The sequence below is a fragment of the Salmonella sp. A29-2 genome, from assembly GCF_020150755.1.
GTDB classification, from domain to species: Bacteria; Pseudomonadota; Gammaproteobacteria; order Enterobacterales; family Enterobacteriaceae; genus Salmonella; species Salmonella enterica.
The window spans coordinates 3,653,946-3,674,735 of record NZ_CP083731.1; the positions used below are offsets into that span (position 1 = coordinate 3,653,946).

Consider the following 20,790-nt stretch of genomic DNA (forward strand, 5'->3'; position numbering starts at 1 on the left):
AGTAATCAGATGACACGCAGTATGCCTGGATGTTTTAATGACAAAAATAGCCAAAATATCAATTTAATTTTGCTGCAGGAGCAAAAATGAAAGCCACCTCCGAAGAACTTGCAATTTTTGTCGCTGTCGTGGAAAGCGGCAGCTTCAGCCGGGCGGCAGAGCAGCTTGGACAGGCCAATTCCGCTGTCAGCCGGGCAGTTAAAAAGCTGGAGATGAAGCTCGGCGTCAGTCTGCTTAATCGTACGACCCGACAGCTGAGCCTGACTGAAGAAGGAGAGCGATACTTCAGGCGTGTGCAGCAGATACTGCAAGAAATGGCCGCTGCAGAAACGGAAATCATGGAGTCGCGTAATACCCCGCGCGGCTTACTGCGTATCGATGCGGCAACGCCGGTAATGCTGCATTTCCTGATGCCGCTGATTAAACCTTTTCGTGAACGGTATCCTGAAATAACGTTGTCTCTTGTCTCCTCAGAAACGTTCATCAATCTTATTGAACGAAAAGTGGATGTTGCGATACGCGCAGGCACGTTGACAGATTCAAGTCTGCGCGCGCGTCCGTTATTTACCAGTTATCGTAAGATTATCGCTTCACCGGATTATATTGCCCGTTTTGGCAAGCCAGAGACCGTTGAAGAGTTAAAACGGCATCTGTGCCTGGGGTTCTCAGAACCTGTTTCGCTCAATACCTGGCCAATAGCCTGTAGCGATGGGCAGCTCCATGAGGTTGAATGTGGGATTTCTTCCAACAGCGGGGAAACGTTAAAACAACTTTGCCTGAACGGTAACGGCATTGCATGTCTTTCAGATTATATGATTGATAAAGAGATCGCGCGGGGAGAACTGGTGGAACTGCTGGCCGATAAACGTCTGCCGGTAGAAATGCCTTTCAGCGCCGTTTACTACAGCGATCGCGCCGTCAGCACACGCATTCGGGCATTTATCGACTTTTTGAGCGAATATATAAGAACAGCTCCCGCAGGAGCTGTGAAAGAGGGTTAAAGGTATAAAGGATCGGGTAATTAATCCCAGGCAGGAGCCAGTCCTTCCGGGCTAACCAGACGATCGTTGCAGTCCAGTGCCGCGATCGCTGCTCTATCTTCGGCATCCAGATGCAGTTCCAGTGCCAGCAGGTTGCTTGCCAGGTTTTCACGCCTGGTGGATGAAGGGATCACGGAGTAACCTTCACCCATAGCCCATGCCAGAATAACCTGCGCCGGGGTCGCATTATGTTTAGCCGCAATGCGCGCAATCACTTCATCTTTCAGCGCTTTACCGTATGCCAGCGTCATGTAAGAGGTGATATGGATACCGTGCGCTTTCGCCCAGTCAACCACCTTACGATTCTGCAGATACGGAGATAGCTCAATCTGGTTGGTGGCGATATGGTCTGCGCCCACCGCGGCAATAGCCTTTTTCATCAACGGAATGGTGAAGTTTGAAATGCCAATTTCGCGAGTCAGCCCTTGTTTTTTAGCTTCCAGCAATGCCTGCATAAATTCTTCGACAGACACAGCATCACCCGGAGATGGCCAGTGGATCAGCGTCAGATCGACATAATCGGTACGCAGTTTTTTCAGGCTCTCTTTCAGGCTTGGGATTAGTTTGTCTTTGCTAAGGTTTTCAATCCAGATCTTGGTGGTGATGTACAGCTCATTACGTGGTACACCGCTTTCAGCAATCGCCTGTCCAACAGCCGCTTCATTATCATAGATCTGTGCAGTGTCGACAGCACGGTAGCCCAGTTCAAGCGCCGTTTTAACAGAAGCGATAACCACGTCGTCTTTCAGGCGAAAAGTACCTAAACCGAATGCAGGGATAGTCATAGAATTCCTCTTTTTAATCACTATGTTCGTTAACTGAGGGAATTATGACCTTCAGCGCTTTGTAGAAAAAGAGCGAGAAATGCAGAGGATTTTTGCGAATTGAGCAATAATTAAATGACATGCAAAGAAAAAGCCCTGAGCTAATGCTCAGGGCTCTTAATAAGTGGCGGAACGGACGGGACTCGAACCCGCGACCCCCTGCGTGACAGGCAGGTATTCTAACCAACTGAACTACCGCTCCACCGAATTTCTTTGTCACAACCCGGATTTTCATCCCGGTTTACTGCAATTTGATGCCTGGCAGTTTATGAATCACTTCGTGATTCACCCTTCGGGCCGTTGCTTCGCAACGTTCAAAAGCTTTCGCTTTTGTCCTACTCTCTGTCGAGTAGTGAACTGCCCCGAAAGTTAATGCCATACTTCTAATTTGATGCCTGGCAGTTCCCTACTCTCGCATGGGGAGACCCCACACTACCATCGGCGCTACGGCGTTTCACTTCTGAGTTCGGCATGGGGTCAGGTGGGACCACCGCGCTAGTGCCGCCAGGCAAATTCTTTTGTGCTCAGTACGCAATTCTTTATCGCATCAGCGGCGTTGCCTGCGCTCGTAAACTCAGTCACATACTTCTGTATGCTCCTTCCTTTCCTTCGCTTGCCGCCTTGCTGCTGCGCAAATTATTGCGTACTCAACTCTGAATCAGTGCTGAAAATCTTCTCTCATCCGCCAAAACATCTTCGGCGTTGTAAGGTTAAGCCTCACGGTTCATTAGTACCGGTTAGCTCAACGCATCGCTGCGCTTACACACCCGGCCTATCAACGTCGTCGTCTTCAACGTTCCTTCAGGAGACTCTAAGTCTCAGGGAGAACTCATCTCGGGGCAAGTTTCGTGCTTAGATGCTTTCAGCACTTATCTCTTCCGCATTTAGCTACCGGGCAGTGCCATTGGCATGACAACCCGAACACCAGTGATGCGTCCACTCCGGTCCTCTCGTACTAGGAGCAGCCCCCCTCAGTTCTCCAGCGCCCACGGCAGATAGGGACCGAACTGTCTCACGACGTTCTAAACCCAGCTCGCGTACCACTTTAAATGGCGAACAGCCATACCCTTGGGACCTACTTCAGCCCCAGGATGTGATGAGCCGACATCGAGGTGCCAAACACCGCCGTCGATATGAACTCTTGGGCGGTATCAGCCTGTTATCCCCGGAGTACCTTTTATCCGTTGAGCGATGGCCCTTCCATTCAGAACCACCGGATCACTATGACCTGCTTTCGCACCTGCTCGCGCCGTCACGCTCGCAGTCAAGCTGGCTTATGCCATTGCACTAACCTCCTGATGTCCGACCAGGATTAGCCAACCTTCGTGCTCCTCCGTTACTCTTTAGGAGGAGACCGCCCCAGTCAAACTACCCACCAGACACTGTCCGCAACCCGGATTACGGGTCCACGTTAGAACATCAAACATTAAAGGGTGGTATTTCAAGGTCGGCTCCATGCAGACTGGCGTCCACACTTCAAAGCCTCCCACCTATCCTACACATCAAGGCTCAATGTTCAGTGTCAAGCTATAGTAAAGGTTCACGGGGTCTTTCCGTCTTGCCGCGGGTACACTGCATCTTCACAGCGAGTTCAATTTCACTGAGTCTCGGGTGGAGACAGCCTGGCCATCATTACGCCATTCGTGCAGGTCGGAACTTACCCGACAAGGAATTTCGCTACCTTAGGACCGTTATAGTTACGGCCGCCGTTTACCGGGGCTTCGATCAGGAGCTTCGCTTGCGCTGACCCCATCAATTAACCTTCCGGCACCGGGCAGGCGTCACACCGTATACGTCCACTTTCGTGTTTGCACAGTGCTGTGTTTTTAATAAACAGTTGCAGCCAGCTGGTATCTTCGACTGACTTCAGCTCCATGAGTAAATCACTTCACCTACGTGTCAGCGTGCCTTCTCCCGAAGTTACGGCACCATTTTGCCTAGTTCCTTCACCCGAGTTCTCTCAAGCGCCTTGGTATTCTCTACCTGACCACCTGTGTCGGTTTGGGGTACGATTTGATGTTACCTGATGCTTAGAGGCTTTTCCTGGAAGCAGGGCATTTGTTGCTTCAGCACCGTAGTGCCTCGTCGTCACGCCTCAGCCTTGATTTTCCGGATTTGCCTGGAAAACCAGCCTACACGCTTAAACCGGGACAACCGTCGCCCGGCCAACATAGCCTTCTCCGTCCCCCCTTCGCAGTAACACCAAGTACGGGAATATTAACCCGTTTCCCATCGACTACGCCTTTCGGCCTCGCCTTAGGGGTCGACTCACCCTGCCCCGATTAACGTTGGACAGGAACCCTTGGTCTTCCGGCGAGCGGGCTTTTCACCCGCTTTATCGTTACTTATGTCAGCATTCGCACTTCTGATACCTCCAGCAACCCTCACAGGCCACCTTCACAGGCTTACAGAACGCTCCCCTACCCAACGAACGTATCCTTAAACCGACTCGACTTTGTATACGCTTTGACGTCGCTTCGCTCCGTCAATCGTAATCCGCTGAATCGCTTTAAGTGATACGTTCGCTGCCGCAGCTTCGGTGCATGGTTTAGCCCCGTTACATCTTCCGCGCAGGCCGACTCGACCAGTGAGCTATTACGCTTTCTTTAAATGATGGCTGCTTCTAAGCCAACATCCTGGCTGTCTGGGCCTTCCCACATCGTTTCCCACTTAACCATGACTTTGGGACCTTAGCTGGCGGTCTGGGTTGTTTCCCTCTTCACGACGGACGTTAGCACCCGCCGTGTGTCTCCCGTGATAACATTCTCCGGTATTCGCAGTTTGCATCGGGTTGGTAAGCCGGGATGGCCCCCTAGCCGAAACAGTGCTCTACCCCCGGAGATGAATTCACGAGGCGCTACCTAAATAGCTTTCGGGGAGAACCAGCTATCTCCCGGTTTGATTGGCCTTTCACCCCCAGCCACAGGTCATCCGCTAATTTTTCAACATTAGTCGGTTCGGTCCTCCAGTTAGTGTTACCCAACCTTCAACCTGCCCATGGCTAGATCACCGGGTTTCGGGTCTATACCCTGCAACTTAACGCCCAATTAAGACTCGGTTTCCCTCCGGCTCCCCTATTCGGTTAACCTTGCTACAGAATATAAGTCGCTGACCCATTATACAAAAGGTACGCAGTCACACAGGTAAACCTGTGCTCCCACTGCTTGTACGTACACGGTTTCAGGTTCTTTTTCACTCCCCTCGCCGGGGTTCTTTTCGCCTTTCCCTCACGGTACTGGTTCACTATCGGTCAGTCAGGAGTATTTAGCCTTGGAGGATGGTCCCCCCATATTCAGACAGGATACCACGTGTCCCGCCCTACTCATCGAGCTCACAGCACATGCGCTTTTGTGTACGGGGCTGTCACCCTGTATCGCGCGCCTTTCCAGACGCTTCCACTAACACACATGCTGATTCAGGCTCTGGGCTCCTCCCCGTTCGCTCGCCGCTACTGGGGGAATCTCGGTTGATTTCTTTTCCTCGGGGTACTTAGATGTTTCAGTTCCCCCGGTTCGCCTCATTAACCTATGGATTCAGTTAATGATAGTGTGACGAGTCACACTGGGTTTCCCCATTCGGGTATCGCCGGTTATAACGGTTCATATCACCTTACCGGCGCTTATCGCAGATTAGCACGCCCTTCATCGCCTCTGACTGCCAGGGCATCCACCGTGTACGCTTAGTCGCTTAACCTCACAACCCGAAGATGTTTCTTTCGATTCATCATCGTGTTGCGAAAATTTGAGAGACTCACGAACAACTTTCGTTGTTCTGTGTTTCAATTTTCAGCTTGATCCAGATTTTTAAAGAGCAAAACTTCGCAGTGAACCCTTTCAGGTACACTCTGAAGTATTTTTTCGTAAACACTCACGAGATGGTGGAGCTATGCGGGATCGAACCGCAGACCTCCTGCGTGCAAAGCAGGCGCTCTCCCAGCTGAGCTATAGCCCCATCGTGTAGTCAGAACCTCTTACCTTTGATTCGTTTCCGGGCGCGGCGTGGTGAAGCGAAGCATACTGAAGTATGCGAGCTTTGCCACAACAAAGCACGGGAGCGAATCTGGTAGGCCTGAGTGGACTTGAACCACCGACCTCACCCTTATCAGGGGTGCGCTCTAACCACCTGAGCTACAAGCCTGTAGAGGTTTTACTGCTCGTTTTTCATCAGACAATCTGTGTGAGCACTGCAAAGTACGCTTCTTTAAGGTAAGGAGGTGATCCAACCGCAGGTTCCCCTACGGTTACCTTGTTACGACTTCACCCCAGTCATGAATCACAAAGTGGTAAGCGCCCTCCCGAAGGTTAAGCTACCTACTTCTTTTGCAACCCACTCCCATGGTGTGACGGGCGGTGTGTACAAGGCCCGGGAACGTATTCACCGTGGCATTCTGATCCACGATTACTAGCGATTCCGACTTCATGGAGTCGAGTTGCAGACTCCAATCCGGACTACGACGCACTTTATGAGGTCCGCTTGCTCTCGCGAGGTCGCTTCTCTTTGTATGCGCCATTGTAGCACGTGTGTAGCCCTGGTCGTAAGGGCCATGATGACTTGACGTCATCCCCACCTTCCTCCAGTTTATCACTGGCAGTCTCCTTTGAGTTCCCGACCTAATCGCTGGCAACAAAGGATAAGGGTTGCGCTCGTTGCGGGACTTAACCCAACATTTCACAACACGAGCTGACGACAGCCATGCAGCACCTGTCTCACGGTTCCCGAAGGCACATTCTCATCTCTGAAAACTTCCGTGGATGTCAAGACCAGGTAAGGTTCTTCGCGTTGCATCGAATTAAACCACATGCTCCACCGCTTGTGCGGGCCCCCGTCAATTCATTTGAGTTTTAACCTTGCGGCCGTACTCCCCAGGCGGTCTACTTAACGCGTTAGCTCCGGAAGCCACGCCTCAAGGGCACAACCTCCAAGTAGACATCGTTTACGGCGTGGACTACCAGGGTATCTAATCCTGTTTGCTCCCCACGCTTTCGCACCTGAGCGTCAGTCTTTGTCCAGGGGGCCGCCTTCGCCACCGGTATTCCTCCAGATCTCTACGCATTTCACCGCTACACCTGGAATTCTACCCCCCTCTACAAGACTCAAGCCTGCCAGTTTCGAATGCAGTTCCCAGGTTGAGCCCGGGGATTTCACATCCGACTTGACAGACCGCCTGCGTGCGCTTTACGCCCAGTAATTCCGATTAACGCTTGCACCCTCCGTATTACCGCGGCTGCTGGCACGGAGTTAGCCGGTGCTTCTTCTGCGGGTAACGTCAATTGCTGCGGTTATTAACCACAACACCTTCCTCCCCGCTGAAAGTACTTTACAACCCGAAGGCCTTCTTCATACACGCGGCATGGCTGCATCAGGCTTGCGCCCATTGTGCAATATTCCCCACTGCTGCCTCCCGTAGGAGTCTGGACCGTGTCTCAGTTCCAGTGTGGCTGGTCATCCTCTCAGACCAGCTAGGGATCGTCGCCTTGGTGAGCCGTTACCTCACCAACAAGCTAATCCCATCTGGGCACATCTGATGGCAAGAGGCCCGAAGGTCCCCCTCTTTGGTCTTGCGACGTTATGCGGTATTAGCCACCGTTTCCAGTAGTTATCCCCCTCCATCAGGCAGTTTCCCAGACATTACTCACCCGTCCGCCACTCGTCAGCGAAGCAGCAAGCTGCTTCCTGTTACCGTTCGACTTGCATGTGTTAGGCCTGCCGCCAGCGTTCAATCTGAGCCATGATCAAACTCTTCAATTTAAAAGTTTGATGCTCAATGAATTAAACTTCGTAATGAATTACGTGTTCACTCTTGAGACTTGGTATTCATTTTTCGTCCGAGGACGTCAAGAATCCGTATCTTCGAGTGCCCACACAGATTGTCTGATAAATTGTTAAAGAGCAGTGCAACGCGGCTTTCGCTCACCGTTGCGAGGTGGCGTATATTACGCTTTCCTCTTTCAGAGTCAACCCTGAATTTCAGGATTTTTCTCTTCAACCGACCGGCTGTTTGTGTGAAGTGATTCACATCCGCCGTGTCGATGGAGGCGCATTATAGGGAGTCGGTTCAGGAAGACAAGCGGAAAAATGCATTTTTGTTTTAACCGCTCATCTTTTATCCATAACGCTTATTTTTGCTGCTTTTTTATCGCCGATGGCAGATCGGCAAGGCTGTTTAACACCCAGTCCGCCGCGTTTTCTGCTTCTGCCGTGACCGGTTTGCCCGTACGCACCAGCACTTTTGTCCCGACATTTGCCGCCGCTGCCGCCTGCATATCTTCCAGCTTGTCTCCCACCATATAAGAAGCCGCCATATCGATATGCAGGAAATCACGCGCCGAGATAAGCATTCCTGGATGCGGCTTGCGGCAATCACATACCTGACGGAACTCTTCTATGCTGCCCTGCGGATGGTGAGGACAATAATAGATGCCGTCCAAATCAACATCGCGATCCGCCAACGACCAGTCCATCCATTCGGTTAACGTTTCAAACTGCGCCTCAGTGAATTTGCCGCGCGCGATTCCGGACTGGTTCGTCACCACCACCAGCGCATAGCCCATTTTTTTTAGCTCGCGCATAGCGTCAATAACGCCGTCTATAAACTCAAATGCATCGATTTCATGTACGTAGCCGTGATCCACATTAATGGTGCCGTCACGGTCGAGAAAAATTGCGGGTACAGACTTTGCCACCTTTTATAGCTCCTGAGTAAAGCAAGTGGCGCTAGTATCGCATGTTTCAGCAGGCAAGAAAGTGCTCATCGTATAAAGCCTGATTGATTTAGACGTCTGGATGCCTTAACATCCATTCTGTTGACGGCGTTGACCGTATTAGACAGACGAAAATGCCACGGCTAACTTAATTACGATAATAAATAACCAATGATTAAACTTTCGAATATTACCAAAGTGTTCCAGCAGGGGACGCGCACCATTCAGGCGCTAAATAATGTCAGCCTGCACGTGCCTGCCGGGCAGATTTATGGCGTCATTGGCGCCTCCGGAGCCGGTAAAAGTACGCTTATCCGCTGCGTTAACTTACTTGAACGCCCAACCGAAGGTAGCGTTCAGGTCGGCGGTCAGGAGCTGACAACGCTTTCAGAGTCTGAGTTGACCAAAGCTCGCCGTCAAATCGGCATGATTTTCCAACATTTTAACCTGCTCTCTTCCCGTACCGTGTTTGGCAACGTCGCGTTGCCGCTGGAACTGGATAACACACCAAAGGAAGAGATCAAACGCCGTGTCACAGAGCTGCTGGATTTAGTCGGTCTTGGCGACAAGCACGACAGCTATCCGGCAAATCTTTCCGGCGGTCAGAAACAGCGTGTCGCGATTGCCCGCGCGTTAGCCAGTAATCCAAAAGTGTTGCTGTGCGATGAAGCCACCAGCGCGCTTGATCCCGCGACGACCCGTTCGATTCTGGAATTGCTGAAAGATATCAACCGTCGTCTGGGGTTGACGATTCTGCTTATCACTCATGAAATGGATGTCGTGAAACGTATCTGCGACTGCGTTGCCGTCATCAGTAATGGCGAGCTTATTGAGCAGGATACGGTCAGCGAAGTCTTCTCGCATCCTAAAACGCCGCTGGCGCAGAAGTTTATTCAGTCCACTCTGCACCTGGACATTCCGGAAGATTACCAGGCGCGTTTGAAAGCGTCGCCGGAAACTGACAGCGTGCCGATGCTGCGCATGGAGTTCACCGGGCAGTCTGTGGATGCCCCGCTGCTTTCTGAAACCGCGCGTCGTTTCAACGTGAACAATAATATTATCAGCGCGCAGATGGATTACGCGGGCGGTGTGAAGTTCGGCATTATGCTAACGGAAATGCACGGCACACAAGAAGAGACGCAAGCCGCAATTGCCTGGCTGCAGGATCACCATGTGAAAGTAGAGGTACTGGGTTATGTCTGAGGCAATGATGTGGTTACTGGTTCGTGGCGTTTGGGAAACGCTGGCGATGACCTTTGTCTCCGGTTTCTTCGGTTTCGTGATTGGCCTGCCGGTTGGCGTATTGCTGTATGTTACGCGCCCGGGGCAGATTATGGAGAACGCCAGGCTGTATCGCTCCCTCTCTGCGGTGGTCAATATTTTCCGCTCGATTCCCTTTATCATCCTGCTGGTGTGGATGATTCCTTTTACCCGAATAATTGTCGGCACCTCCATTGGTTTGCAGGCCGCGATTGTACCGCTGACCGTCGGCGCCGCGCCTTTTATCGCCCGTATGGTGGAAAATGCGTTATTAGAGATCCCTGCCGGGCTGATTGAAGCCTCGCGAGCGATGGGCGCCACGCCGCTGCAAATTGTACGTAAAATCCTTTTACCGGAAGCGCTGCCTGGTCTGGTGAATGCGGCAACCATTACACTAATCACCCTGGTCGGTTACTCCGCAATGGGCGGCGCCGTCGGCGCAGGCGGCCTCGGTCAAATCGGCTATCAGTACGGTTATATTGGATACAATGCTACCGTGATGAATACGGTGCTGGTATTACTTGTCGTTCTGGTTTATTTAATTCAGTTATCCGGCGATCGCATCGTCAGGGCTGTCACGCATAAGTAACGTTAAACACAACACAAATACTCATTAAGGAAATAAGCATGGCGTTCAAATTCAAAACCTTTGCGGCAGTGGGTGCTCTGATTGGTTCTCTGGCACTTGCGGGTTGCGGTCAGGATGAAAAAGATCCGAATCATATTAAAGTCGGCGTAATCGTTGGCGCAGAGCAGCAAGTTGCCGAAGTCGCGCAGAAAGTCGCGAAAGAAAAATACGGCCTGGACGTGGAATTGGTGACCTTTAATGATTATGTTCTGCCTAATGAAGCGCTGAGCAAAGGCGATATCGATGCCAATGCCTTCCAGCACAAACCGTATCTGGATCAGCAAATCAAAGATCGCGGCTACAAACTGGTTTCCGTTGGTAAGACTTTTGTCTATCCCATTGCAGGATATTCCAAAAAAATCAAATCTCTGGATGAGCTCAAGGACGGTTCCCAGGTCGCTGTGCCTAACGACCCGACCAACCTTGGTCGTTCCCTGCTGCTGCTGCAAAAAGTAGGGCTGATTAAACTGAAAGACGGCGTTGGTCTGCTTCCTACCTCGCTGGATATCGTGGAAAACCCGAAAAATCTGAAAATTGTTGAGCTGGAAGCGCCGCAGTTGCCGCGTTCGCTGGATGACGCGCAGATCGCGTTAGCAGTCATCAATACGACATACGCCAGCCAGATTGGCCTGACGCCAGCGAAAGACGGTATCTTCGTTGAAGATAAAGATTCTCCGTACGTTAACCTGATCGTGACGCGTGAAGATAACAAAGACGCCGAGAATGTGAAAAAATTCGTTCAGGCTTACCAGTCTGATGAAGTGTACGAAGCCGCAAATAAAGTTTTTAATGGCGGCGCGGTGAAAGGCTGGTAAGTTTTAGGCTGATTCCACAATCTGTAATATTATTCAGGACGGGCTATTGCCCGTCTTGTCATTTATGCAAGCTCCTGATTCAATATCTGGCAATTAGAACATTCATTGAGGAAATATTATGCGTGCTTTACCGATCTGTTTATTGGCACTCATGCTGGGCGGTTGTTCCATGCTAAGCAGATCCCCTGTTGAACCCGTTCAAAGCACCGCAACCCCGCCAAAAGCGGAGCCGGAGAAACCTAAAGCGCCGCGTGCCGCTCCCGTCAGGATTTACACCAATGCTGAAGACTTAGTCGGCAAACCTTTCCGCGATCTTGGCGAGGTTAGCGGCGAATCCTGCCAGGCGACAAATCAAGACTCTCCGCCTAACATTCCAACTGCGCGCAAGCGTATGCAGATTAATGCATCTAAAATGAAAGCCAACGCCGTCCTGCTGCACAGCTGTGAAATTACCAGCGGCACGCCAGGCTGCTATCGTCAGGCGGTTTGTATCGGGTCCGCCCTGAATATTTCGGCGAAATGAGCAGCTTTCAGTTTGAACAAATCGGCGTTATTCGCTCCCCCTATAAAGAAAAATTCGCCGTTCCGCGCCAGCCTGGTCTGGTCAAAAGCGCCTGCGGCGAACTGCATCTGATAGCGCCTTACAACCAGGCCGATGCCGTTCGCGGCCTGGAAGCTTTCAGCCATTTGTGGGTGCTTTTCGTTTTTCATCAGACGATGGACGGCGGCTGGCGGCCGACAGTTCGTCCGCCCCGTCTTGGCGGTAACGCCAGAATGGGCGTTTTTGCCACGCGCTCCACGTTCCGCCCCAATCCGATTGGCATGTCGCTCGTTGCGCTAAAAGGTATCGAGTGCCGGAAAGAGAGCGTAATTCTGAAATTAGGCAGTCTGGATCTGGTGGATGGCACGCCGGTCGTGGATATTAAACCGTATTTACCGTTTGCCGAGGCCTTACCGAACGCCGCCGCCAGCTATGCGCAACAGGCGCCGATAGCTGAAATGCCCGTGAGTTTTACCGCTGAGGTGGCTCAACAGCTTACGACGCTGGAAAGGCGTTATCCGCAGCTACGGACATTTATTTGCGATGTGCTGGCGCAAGATCCTCGCCCGGCTTATCGTAAGGGTGAAGAGACGGGCAAAACCTATGCCGTCTGGCTGCATGATTTTAACGTGCGCTGGCGTGTGGTTAACACCGGATTTGAAGTGTTTGCGCTGGAACCACGGTAATTTCACGCCCTTCTCTTTTGACATCTCTTGCACGCTGGTAAACTAAATCACTTTTTTTGTATCAGGCTCACATTGAGCCTGTTCGATCGTTCAACTGGAACCGTAACAACATGCGTACTAGCCAATACCTGCTCTCCACTCTGAAGGAGACACCTGCCGACGCCGAGGTTATCAGCCACCAGCTGATGCTGCGCGCCGGGATGATCCGCAAGCTCGCCTCCGGGTTATATACCTGGCTGCCGACCGGCCTGCGCGTCCTGAAAAAAGTCGAAAACATCGTGCGTGAAGAGATGAACAACGCCGGTGCTATCGAGGTGTCGATGCCAGTCGTTCAGCCAGCCGACCTGTGGCAAGAGAGTGGTCGTTGGGAACAGTACGGTCCGGAACTGCTGCGTTTTGTCGACCGTGGCGAGCGTCCGTTCGTACTCGGCCCGACCCACGAAGAAGTTATCACCGATCTGGTGCGTAATGAACTCAGCTCTTATAAGCAGTTGCCGCTGAACTTCTTCCAAATCCAGACCAAATTCCGTGATGAAGTGCGTCCGCGCTTTGGCGTGATGCGTTCGCGCGAATTCCTGATGAAAGATGCTTACTCTTTCCACACCTCTCAGGAGTCGTTGCAGGAAACCTATGACGCCATGTACGCCGCGTATAGCCGTATCTTCAGCCGTATGGGGCTGGATTTCCGCGCGGTACAGGCCGATACCGGTTCTATCGGCGGCAACGCCTCGCATGAATTCCAGGTGCTGGCGCAAAGCGGCGAAGACGATATCGTTTTCTCTGATGTTTCTGATTACGCGGCTAACATTGAACTGGCAGAAGCTATCGCGCCGCAAACGCCGCGCGCAGCGGCGACGCAGGAAATGACTCTGGTCGATACGCCAAATGCCAAAACCATCGCGGAGCTGGTGGAACAATTCAACCTGCCAATTGAAAAAACGGTAAAAACGCTGCTGGTGAAAGCGGTGAAAGACAGCAAGTCTCCGCTGGTGGCTCTGCTGGTTCGCGGCGATCATGAACTGAATGAAGTTAAAGCGGAAAAACTGCCGCAGGTTGCCAGCCCGCTGACCTTCGCTACCGAAGAAGAGATTCGCGCCGTGATTAATGCCGGCCCTGGCTCCCTCGGCCCGGTCAATATGACGATTCCGGTCATCATCGATCGCACCGTTGCCGCCATGAGCGATTTTGCCGCTGGCGCCAACATCGACGGTAAACACTACTTTGGTATTAACTGGGATCGCGATGTGGCGACGCCTGTTGTTGCCGACATCCGTAACGTAGTCGCCGGCGATCCGAGTCCGGATGGTCAGGGAACGTTGCTTATCAAACGCGGTATCGAAGTGGGTCACATCTTCCAGTTAGGTACCAAGTACTCAGAAGCGCTGAAAGCCTCCGTTCAGGGTGAAGATGGCCGTAACCAGATCCTGACAATGGGCTGCTATGGTATCGGCGTAACACGTGTCGTTGCCGCGGCTATCGAGCAGAACTTTGACGAGCGCGGCATTGTATGGCCTGACGCCATTGCGCCTTTCCAGGTCGCTATTCTGCCGATGAATATGCACAAATCCTTCCGTGTGCAGGAGCTGGCGGAAAAGCTGTACAGCGAATTGCGCGCGCAGGGCATTGAAGTGCTGATGGACGACCGTAAAGAGCGCCCGGGCGTGATGTTTGCCGATATGGAGCTGATTGGTATTCCACATACTATCGTGATTGGCGATCGCAACCTGGATAACGACGATATTGAGTATAAATACCGTCGCAGCGGTGAAAAATCGCTGATTAAAACCGGCGATATCGTTGATTATCTGGTCAAGGCGATTAAAGGCTAAACGACATTTTGTTGGGATTGCCCGGCGCCACCCGGCAGATATGTAAAGGCCTCGCACCCTGCGAGGCCTTTTATTAGTGAGTGCAATCTTTACCCGGCGCAAACTTCGCATTTTTATCGGCTATTAGCATTTTTACCGGCTCGCCCGTGTCCGGGTTCGCGGCAAACACAAAATGCCCTTCTACCGTCAGCAGCACCGGTTTTTCCGCTTCACCTTTCGCCGTCAGATAGCCGCGCTCAAGCTGGGCGTTACTGGCGACCGGCAGCCGTTTTCCGGTCGCACAATCGGTAAAGGTCGCCGCATCGGCCCTGTATACATACATACCACGCAACGGCATTGGCGTTACCGGCAGGCTGGCGGTAACAGGCACAAGCGTATAATTAAGCTGCGAAGCCACCGGATTGCCTTCTCTGTCGAGCATCTCCAGCGCATTGCCTTTCGCGCGATAATACGATTTCTCGCCATTGCTGTCGGTTAACACCAGTTTATCCGCCGTCCGCGCCCAGGTACCGTATGACGCAAAAGAGGAAGGTTCTTCGCGCACGCCCTGATAGCGCTCGTTCATCACCCATGTGCCATCTTTTTCCAGAAACAGTGACGTTTCAATACCTTCACAATCCGCACAGGGCAGCACGCCGCGCCAGCTTTGCTGCATGGGTTTTAATTCCGCCGCCTGCGCAGGTTGCAGGGCATCAACTTCCGCACGGTTATTACACCCTATCAATGCAAATAGCGTACAGGCTGCCGCTACTGACAATATTGCTGTTCTCACCATAAAATCCTTATGAAATTGCTATTCCTGCCCGTCAATCCAGTGGACGACGAACTTTGCCGCGAAGCGCCTTTACAGAAGATTTTTGCGCCTTTGAGGACAAGCGGCGCTCTTTCGAGGCACGCGTCGGACGGGTTGCGCGACGGCTTTTCTGCTCCGCGGTTAATTCTTTTATGACGGCAACCAGCCTGGCGATAGCCGCTTCCCGGTTGAGCTCCTGGCTCCGGAACTCCTGCGCCTTAATGATAATGACGCCATCATCGCTTATCAGATGGTGGCTGGCCGTCAGCAAACGCTGTTTATAATACTCTGGCAGGCCAGAGGCCCGAATGTCAAAGCGCAAATGAATCGCGCTAGAGGTCTTATTTACGTGCTGACCACCCGCGCCCTGCGCGCGAATGGCCGTAATTTCCAGCTCATTATCGGCTATGGAGACCGTCCGGGAGATGGCAATCATGAGGGCTGTTGCCAGGCGGTTAGCTGTATTTCCAGATTATTCCGAGCATCAGAAAGCCAGATTGCGCCGTCCTGAATCGTCGCCTGTAGCGCCATGGTACGATCGGCAAATTCACTGAGCTGCGCCAGTTGCCCGTCATCCAGATACCAGACGGACAGGTTAGCGAACTGCGCGCACTTGCTTTGATGCTGCTGCCACCAGATTTGCGCCGCCCGGGAGTTATAAGCAAAGAGCGCGACGTCGCTCGCCTGAGTACAGGCTTTCTTAATACGGCGCTCATCCGGCAGCCCCAGCTCTATCCAGAGATCGATGCCCAGATGATCGTTACGCAGCCAGGCCTCCGGCTCATCTTCCGCGCTGAGCCCGCGTGTAAACTGCAACCGTTCATCAGCATATTTTATCCATGCCAACAGGCGCAGCATCATGCGCTCCTGCGTTTCAGAAGGGTGACGCGCCAGCGTCAATGCCGCATCCAGAAACCGGTTGCGATCAAGGTCAGCCACATTGACGACGGCTTTATAAATTGTCGCTTTAAGCGCCATGAGAAAACTCCTTTCGAATCAGGCGCCCATTGTAGCGAAAACCGCGCTAAAAGGCTGTTAACGAATCTTTTACCCACTCGCGTCAGGCGCTGATATTGCGCAAATGAGTATGGTATAGTCACCTTGCTAAACAAGATTTAACTTCGTAGGCTTAGACTTGCATCCACGGTTAAGTCAGAATGCTGACAGGAGGGCATGTGGAAAAATATTGTGAGTTAGTACGCAAGCGGTATGCGGAAATCGCCAGCGGAGACTTAGGGTATGTCCCGGATGCGCTGGGTTGTGTATTGAAAGTGCTTAATGAAGTGGCGGCAGATAGCGCCCTTTCAGAGTCGGTCAGGGAAAAGGCAGCTTATGCTGCCGCGAACTTACTGGTGAGCGATTATGTCAATGAATGAAACGTATCAACCCATTAATTGCGATGACTACGATAGTCTTGAGCTTGCCTGCATGCATCATTTAATACTGACGCTAACGTTAAAAGATGGCGAGGTTTTGCAGGCAAAAGCGAACGATTTGATCTTACGTAAAAACGTAGAATATCTGCTTGCCGAGGTTTCCGGCGAGTCTTGTGAGCTTCGTCTCGATAAAATCGCCAGTTTCAGCCACCCGGAAATTGGTACCGTGGTAGTTAGCGAATCCTGAGTATTTTGTTGCCGGATGGTGGTGCAAGCACCTTATCCGGCCTACGTTCCATGCGATACGTAGGCCTGATAAGCGCAGCGCCATCAGGCATGCCAAACCAGACTCACCCCTTCTTTATCTTCTGCTGCTCCCTCACGCGTCACAAAAACACCCGCAGCCGCAATCAGCGTTTCGCCGTAAAACAACAGCGGCGTGGTGTCTCGTCGCCAGGGCGGGATCCCCTGCTCCTGCCAGATTTTCTTTAATTTACGTCCACCGTTACGCCCGACAATATGTAACACGCCTGGCGCTTTAAAACGAATGCTGACGGATTCTTCCTCTCGCGGTCGGCGCAGTTCGCCGCCAGGAACGAGCTGTACCGTCCCTAAGCCGGCAGGCAGCGCCAGCGGCGTTTGCCAGGCGGGCCAGGCCACCGTCGTTTCGTGTTGTCCGGCCACGGATTTAATCCACCACAGTTGCGACTGATAACGGCGAATCTCGTGATCGCCAAAGCGTAAACAGGGAGAGGCATCGTCGCGCGCCAGCGCCACCTCCTGCCAGATACGTTCCAGCGCGTCGCGAGAGGGCATCGGCGCATTACGCATCGCCAGCCAGCGACGCAAAATCGCCGCCCGCCGTACATCGCTCATCGACATTAATGGAGAGAGCCGCAATGTTCCCTCCGTCGTGATACAGTCCGTAAGATCGCTGGCCAGAAGCTCGTCCAGCAGCCTTTCTTGCTCGGCGCAGAGCGTCGCGCTACGGGCTACCGCCGCAGGAAAATGCGGCCAGCGCTGCTGCAAGAGCGGAAGCGCGCGCAGGCGTAAAAAATTGCGATCGTAGGCGTCATCCTGATTGCTTTCATCTTCAATCCAGCATAAGCCATGACGCACAGCCCACTGTTCCAGCGTCTTCCGCGTTTCTCTCAACAGCGGGCGAAGAAGCAGAGTTCCGGCAAAAGGCGAGCATTCTCCCATCGCGGAAAGTCCGGCCGGACCGCTGCCGCGCTTTAACGCCAGCAGGAATGTTTCACACTGATCGTCAAGGTGCTGCGCGGTTGCCAGCACTTCGCCAGGCAATAGCGTCTGTGCGAACGCCCGGTAGCGCGCTTCACGCGCATGGGCCTCGATACCCAAGCCATTATCCGCCAGCGTCACCCGTTCCACTACCAGCGGAACCTGCCAGCGTTCGCATACGGTTTCGCAATGCCGCACCCAGCTATCAGCATGAGGGCTTAAACCGTGATGAATATGGATAGCACGCAGCGTGACGTCAGGATGGCGTTCTCGCCACAACACCAGTTGATGCAGAAGCACCGTAGAATCCAGGCCGCCGCTAAAGGCAGCCAGAATACGGCGAGAAGAGAGTAACGAGGTATTCAACGTGAGAGTGGTCATGATCCATGCTTATAGTGACTTAGCCCGGCAACGTTACCTGGCGAGCGTCTTAATGACAAGCCTTACTGCTCATACAGCTCAAGCGGTAAACCGTCCGGATCGTTGAAAAAAGTAAAGCGCTTCCCGGTATACGGATCGATGCGTATCGGTTCGCACTTAACCTGATGCTTTTCCAGATGCGCAACGGCGTTTTCCACATTTTCCACGCTGAAAGCCAGATGGCGCAGGCCGCAGGCTTCAGGTCGGCTTGGACGCGCCGGAGGGAAGGGAAAAGAGAAAAGCTCAATCACATACTGCCCGTTTAGTGCCAAATCGCCCTTCCACGAGTCACGCTCTTCCCGCCAGGCTTCGCTTAGCAGATCGAACCCCAGAATATCGCAATAAAACGCCTTGCTCACCGCATAGTCTGTCGCAATGATCGCGATGTGATGAACCTGTTTTAATCCCAGCATAGCGTCTCCTTTATTGATTATCAGTACGTTACTCGTCACATTCCCGTCAGGCAAGCTAACAAGCGTGTTTTAAGACTCGTACCTGGTACACCCCGTCTTCATTCCGTTTCGCGCCGTGAATATCCGTTTCAAAACCGGGATAATGCTGGCCAATCGAGCAGAGCATCAACAGAAAATCGAGCACGGCCCGACTCTGTTGCGTGATCCTCTCGCCGGGCATCAACAGCGGAACGCCTGGCGGATAAGGCAGGATCATATTCGCGGAAACGCGCCCTGGCAGTTGATCGAGCGCCACGGTTTCCACCTCGCCTTTGATCTGACGCTGCCAGGCCTGGTGCGGGGTCATGATCATCTCCGGTAAAACCTCGAACGCCCGCAGCATCAGCCCCGGAAGATCGTGCTGGCGGATCAGTTTATGGATCCCCTGCGCCAGATCCTGAATGCGCATATTGCGATAAAAATCCGGATCTTCCGTATACAGATCCGGCAACATATTTTTGACGCGCAGGTTAAGATCGTAGGCCCGTTTAAATTCCGTCAGTCCGCGCAGCAACCCCATCGCACGGGTCTTATCAATCCCTATGCTGAACAAAAACAGTAGATTATACGGCCCGGTTTTTTCCACCACCACGCCTCGCTCATCGAGGAACTTCGCCACCAGCGCGGCGGGTATCCCCTCTGCGCTCATGTTGCCCTGTTCATCCATCCCCGGCGTCAGGATTGTCACCTTAACCGGATCGAGGAACATATGATCGTCATCGGCATCGGTGAAGCCATGCCAGGTTTCTCCCGGCGTGACCGGCCAGCATTCGGCCTCATCAACCTCTTCCGGCTGCCAGATATCAAAGAACCAGCTATCGGACTCTTCACGTAGCCGCTGTACCTCTTTACGAAAATGGAGTGCCCGCTCCACCGAACGATTAATCAATCTTTTCCCTGGATTACCGCGCAGCATCGCCGCTGCGGTCTCGATAGAGGCGACAATGGGATAGCTCGGCGATGTGGAAGTGTGCATCATAAACGCTTCGTTAAACGTCTCTTCGTCATATTCCCCTTTGATATGAATAAGCGACGCCTGCGAAAAAGCCGCCAGCATTTTATGGGTGGATTGCGTTTCGAAAATCACTTTTCCGGGCACCCGATCGCCGCTCATCCCGCTTTTCCCCTGGTAGATCGGATGGAAATGGGTATAGGGTACCCAGGCGGAATCAAAATGGATCGAGGGAACGTCCAGCATCTGCTTGATCCAGTTAGTGTTATACAGCAGACCATCGTAAGTAGAATTGGTGATAACCGCATGAACCGGCCATTGCGCCTGCGCGGTTTCCGCCACCTTACGCGCAATGCTGTCGCGGGTAAATTCACGCTTAGGAATACCGCCGAGAATACCGAGCGCATTGCGCGTCGGCTTCAACCAGAGAGGCACCACATCGCTCATCATCAGCAAATGCGCCAGCGATTTATGACAATTACGATCAATGAGTAGCGTACTTCCCGCAGGCGCGGCATACATACCGACAATTTTATTCGAGGTCGACGTACCGTTCGTCACCATATAGCTCTGCTCGGCGCCAAAAGTACGGGCGATATACTCTTCCGCTTCCAGATGCGGCCCGGTGTGATCCAGCAGCGATCCCAGTTCAGTCACCGAAATCGACACATCAGCTTTTAAGGTATTGCCGCCAAAAAAGTCATAAAACAGACAGCCTGGCGGACTTTTCTGATACGCCGTTCCCGCCATATGACCCGGCGTACAAAAGGTATATTTTCCTTCTTTGGCGTAGGTAAACAGCGCTTTGGTAAACGGTGGCGTAATATTATCGAGATATTCGTTTGTATATTGATGAATGCGCGTCGCGATATCTTCAGCCAGCCCCAATGCATACTCAAAAAACCACAGCGCCATGCGCATATCGTGAACGCTAACGTCCAGCGTGGAGTTGGTATTGATAAAGGCGTAGAGGGGAAGGTATTCATTTAGCTGGTTGATTTCGCTACAAAGGTCGAGACTGTATTCATCCCAGTCAAAAATAACGCCACAGATGCGCGGGTTATGTTCAATAAACTTCAACAAGTCAACGCTATTTTGCGGCCAGATAATTTGAAATCCCAGGGATTGTAATGCACGCTCAAGCTCCTTGATGGGTTCATCTTTATAATAAACCCCGTGCGGCCCCATAATGGCGATGATGTTCATGCTTTCTCCTGAAAAAACCTGAGAT

General features: G+C 52.4%; 17 protein-coding genes, 3 tRNA genes and 3 rRNA genes. 9 read left to right on the forward strand and 14 right to left on the reverse strand.

Going from position 1 to position 20,790, the window contains the following annotated elements; all coding sequences use genetic code 11:
• Positions 1-86 precede the first annotated feature (86 nt).
• On the forward strand, positions 87-1,001 hold the full coding sequence (gene yafC, locus K8W53_RS17845; RefSeq protein WP_000648536.1) for a DNA-binding transcriptional regulator YafC: 915 nt from the start codon (positions 87-89) through the stop codon (positions 999-1,001).
• A 20-nt stretch (positions 1,002-1,021) separates the two neighbouring features.
• Here the strand turns inward: yafC and dkgB are convergent, their stop codons facing one another.
• From dkgB to gmhB, 8 genes are all read right to left on the reverse strand, one after another.
• On the reverse strand, positions 1,022-1,825 hold the full coding sequence (dkgB, locus tag K8W53_RS17850; protein ID WP_023223885.1) for a 2,5-didehydrogluconate reductase DkgB: 804 nt from the start codon (positions 1,823-1,825) through the stop codon (positions 1,022-1,024).
• A gap of 164 nt (positions 1,826-1,989) precedes the next feature.
• Positions 1,990-2,066 (reverse strand) — tRNA-Asp (locus K8W53_RS17855).
• Between the two features lie 191 nt (positions 2,067-2,257).
• A 5S ribosomal RNA gene (gene rrf / locus K8W53_RS17860) occupies positions 2,258-2,373 on the reverse strand.
• Positions 2,374-2,570: 197 nt separating this feature from the next.
• A 23S ribosomal RNA gene (locus tag K8W53_RS17865) occupies positions 2,571-5,557 on the reverse strand.
• Between the two features lie 182 nt (positions 5,558-5,739).
• Positions 5,740-5,815, reverse strand: a tRNA-Ala gene (locus K8W53_RS17870).
• Positions 5,816-5,924: 109 nt separating this feature from the next.
• A tRNA-Ile gene (locus tag K8W53_RS17875) sits at positions 5,925-6,001 on the reverse strand.
• Between the two features lie 69 nt (positions 6,002-6,070).
• Positions 6,071-7,612 (reverse strand): 16S ribosomal RNA (locus tag K8W53_RS17880).
• Together the 16S, 23S and 5S rRNA genes with 3 tRNA genes alongside form the textbook arrangement of a ribosomal RNA operon.
• A 368-nt stretch (positions 7,613-7,980) precedes the next feature.
• The gene (gmhB, locus tag K8W53_RS17885; RefSeq protein ID WP_001140158.1) at positions 7,981-8,547 is read right to left on the reverse strand and encodes a D-glycero-beta-D-manno-heptose 1,7-bisphosphate 7-phosphatase; all 567 of its coding nucleotides are present in this window, start codon (positions 8,545-8,547) and stop codon (positions 7,981-7,983) included.
• Between the two features lie 189 nt (positions 8,548-8,736).
• On the opposite strand from gmhB, the gene metN reads away from it, so the two are divergent.
• The 6 genes from metN (at position 8,737) to proS (ending at position 14,324) form a co-directional block, all read left to right on the forward strand.
• Complete coding sequence (gene metN, locus K8W53_RS17890) at positions 8,737-9,768, forward strand: methionine ABC transporter ATP-binding protein MetN (protein ID WP_000594021.1); 1,032 nt, start codon at positions 8,737-8,739, stop codon at positions 9,766-9,768.
• On the forward strand, positions 9,761-10,414 hold the full coding sequence (locus K8W53_RS17895) for a methionine ABC transporter permease MetI (protein WP_001287486.1): 654 nt from the start codon (positions 9,761-9,763) through the stop codon (positions 10,412-10,414). Before metN ends, K8W53_RS17895 begins: the two co-directional genes overlap by 8 nt.
• A 38-nt stretch (positions 10,415-10,452) precedes the next feature.
• Positions 10,453-11,268 carry a methionine ABC transporter substrate-binding lipoprotein MetQ gene (gene metQ, locus K8W53_RS17900; protein WP_000874215.1) on the forward strand — a complete coding sequence of 272 codons (816 nt, stop codon included), beginning with the start codon at positions 10,453-10,455 and terminating at the stop codon, positions 11,266-11,268.
• Between the two features lie 118 nt (positions 11,269-11,386).
• Positions 11,387-11,791, forward strand: a complete 405-nt coding sequence (gene rcsF / locus K8W53_RS17905; protein ID WP_001202315.1) for an Rcs stress response system protein RcsF — start codon at positions 11,387-11,389, stop codon at positions 11,789-11,791.
• Complete coding sequence (gene tsaA / locus K8W53_RS17910) at positions 11,788-12,495, forward strand: tRNA (N6-threonylcarbamoyladenosine(37)-N6)-methyltransferase TrmO (RefSeq protein WP_023203652.1); 708 nt, start codon at positions 11,788-11,790, stop codon at positions 12,493-12,495. Before rcsF ends, tsaA begins: the two co-directional genes overlap by 4 nt.
• A gap of 110 nt (positions 12,496-12,605) precedes the next feature.
• On the forward strand, positions 12,606-14,324 hold the full coding sequence (gene proS, locus K8W53_RS17915) for a proline--tRNA ligase (protein WP_001260688.1): 1,719 nt from the start codon (positions 12,606-12,608) through the stop codon (positions 14,322-14,324).
• Positions 14,325-14,397: 73 nt separating this feature from the next.
• Here proS and nlpE read toward each other — a convergent pair whose 3' ends face one another.
• Genes nlpE through K8W53_RS17930 form a run of 3 tightly spaced genes read right to left on the reverse strand, consistent with a single transcriptional unit; the run spans position 14,398 to position 16,095 of the window.
• Positions 14,398-15,099, reverse strand: coding sequence for an envelope stress response activation lipoprotein NlpE (gene nlpE, locus K8W53_RS17920; RefSeq protein WP_000252576.1), 702 nt, complete (start codon positions 15,097-15,099; stop codon positions 14,398-14,400).
• 31 nt (positions 15,100-15,130) lie between these two features.
• A complete protein-coding gene (gene arfB / locus K8W53_RS17925; RefSeq protein WP_000560527.1) occupies positions 15,131-15,553 on the reverse strand; it encodes an alternative ribosome rescue aminoacyl-tRNA hydrolase ArfB in 423 nt (140 codons plus the stop codon).
• Positions 15,550-16,095, reverse strand: coding sequence for a YaeQ family protein (locus K8W53_RS17930; RefSeq protein ID WP_023224197.1), 546 nt, complete (start codon positions 16,093-16,095; stop codon positions 15,550-15,552). Before K8W53_RS17930 ends, arfB begins: the two co-directional genes overlap by 4 nt.
• A gap of 197 nt (positions 16,096-16,292) precedes the next feature.
• On the opposite strand from K8W53_RS17930, the gene K8W53_RS17935 reads away from it, so the two are divergent.
• Entirely contained in the window at positions 16,293-16,493 is a 201-nt protein-coding gene (locus K8W53_RS17935; RefSeq protein ID WP_001518678.1) for a YaeP family protein, read from the forward strand.
• Positions 16,480-16,740 carry a Rho-binding antiterminator gene (gene rof, locus K8W53_RS17940; RefSeq protein WP_000062330.1) on the forward strand — a complete coding sequence of 87 codons (261 nt, stop codon included), beginning with the start codon at positions 16,480-16,482 and terminating at the stop codon, positions 16,738-16,740. The genes K8W53_RS17935 and rof overlap by 14 nt, the downstream gene beginning before the upstream one ends.
• An 83-nt stretch (positions 16,741-16,823) precedes the next feature.
• On the opposite strand, the gene tilS is transcribed toward rof, so the two are convergent.
• The 3 genes from tilS to ldcC all read right to left on the reverse strand — a co-directional run bounded on the left by tilS (position 16,824) and on the right by ldcC (position 20,765).
• Positions 16,824-18,116: a tRNA lysidine(34) synthetase TilS gene (gene tilS / locus K8W53_RS17945; protein ID WP_023224198.1), complete on the reverse strand. Its 1,293-nt coding sequence runs from the start codon at positions 18,114-18,116 to the stop codon at positions 16,824-16,826.
• Between the two features lie 62 nt (positions 18,117-18,178).
• Entirely contained in the window at positions 18,179-18,568 is a 390-nt protein-coding gene (locus K8W53_RS17950; protein WP_000901086.1) for a VOC family protein, read from the reverse strand.
• 55 nt (positions 18,569-18,623) lie between these two features.
• The gene (gene ldcC, locus K8W53_RS17955; RefSeq protein WP_023224200.1) at positions 18,624-20,765 is read right to left on the reverse strand and encodes a lysine decarboxylase LdcC; all 2,142 of its coding nucleotides are present in this window, start codon (positions 20,763-20,765) and stop codon (positions 18,624-18,626) included.
• Positions 20,766-20,790: the final 25 nt, after the last annotated feature.

Coding starts and splice junctions, on each gene's coding strand:
- yafC (WP_000648536.1), top strand. CDS start 87: ATGAAAGCCACCTCCGAAGAACTTGCAATTTTTGTCGCTGTCGTGGAA.
- dkgB (WP_023223885.1), bottom strand. CDS start 1,825: ATGACTATCCCTGCATTCGGTTTAGGTACTTTTCGCCTGAAAGACGAC.
- metN (WP_000594021.1), top strand. CDS start 8,737: ATGATTAAACTTTCGAATATTACCAAAGTGTTCCAGCAGGGGACGCGC.
- K8W53_RS17895 (WP_001287486.1), top strand. CDS start 9,761: ATGTCTGAGGCAATGATGTGGTTACTGGTTCGTGGCGTTTGGGAAACG.
- metQ (WP_000874215.1), top strand. CDS start 10,453: ATGGCGTTCAAATTCAAAACCTTTGCGGCAGTGGGTGCTCTGATTGGT.
- rcsF (WP_001202315.1), top strand. CDS start 11,387: ATGCGTGCTTTACCGATCTGTTTATTGGCACTCATGCTGGGCGGTTGT.
- tsaA (WP_023203652.1), top strand. CDS start 11,788: ATGAGCAGCTTTCAGTTTGAACAAATCGGCGTTATTCGCTCCCCCTAT.
- proS (WP_001260688.1), top strand. CDS start 12,606: ATGCGTACTAGCCAATACCTGCTCTCCACTCTGAAGGAGACACCTGCC.
- nlpE (WP_000252576.1), bottom strand. CDS start 15,099: ATGGTGAGAACAGCAATATTGTCAGTAGCGGCAGCCTGTACGCTATTT.
- arfB (WP_000560527.1), bottom strand. CDS start 15,553: ATGATTGCCATCTCCCGGACGGTCTCCATAGCCGATAATGAGCTGGAA.
- K8W53_RS17930 (WP_023224197.1), bottom strand. CDS start 16,095: ATGGCGCTTAAAGCGACAATTTATAAAGCCGTCGTCAATGTGGCTGAC.
- rof (WP_000062330.1), top strand. CDS start 16,480: ATGTCAATGAATGAAACGTATCAACCCATTAATTGCGATGACTACGAT.
- tilS (WP_023224198.1), bottom strand. CDS start 18,116: ATGACCACTCTCACGTTGAATACCTCGTTACTCTCTTCTCGCCGTATT.
- K8W53_RS17950 (WP_000901086.1), bottom strand. CDS start 18,568: ATGCTGGGATTAAAACAGGTTCATCACATCGCGATCATTGCGACAGAC.
- ldcC (WP_023224200.1), bottom strand. CDS start 20,765: ATGAACATCATCGCCATTATGGGGCCGCACGGGGTTTATTATAAAGAT.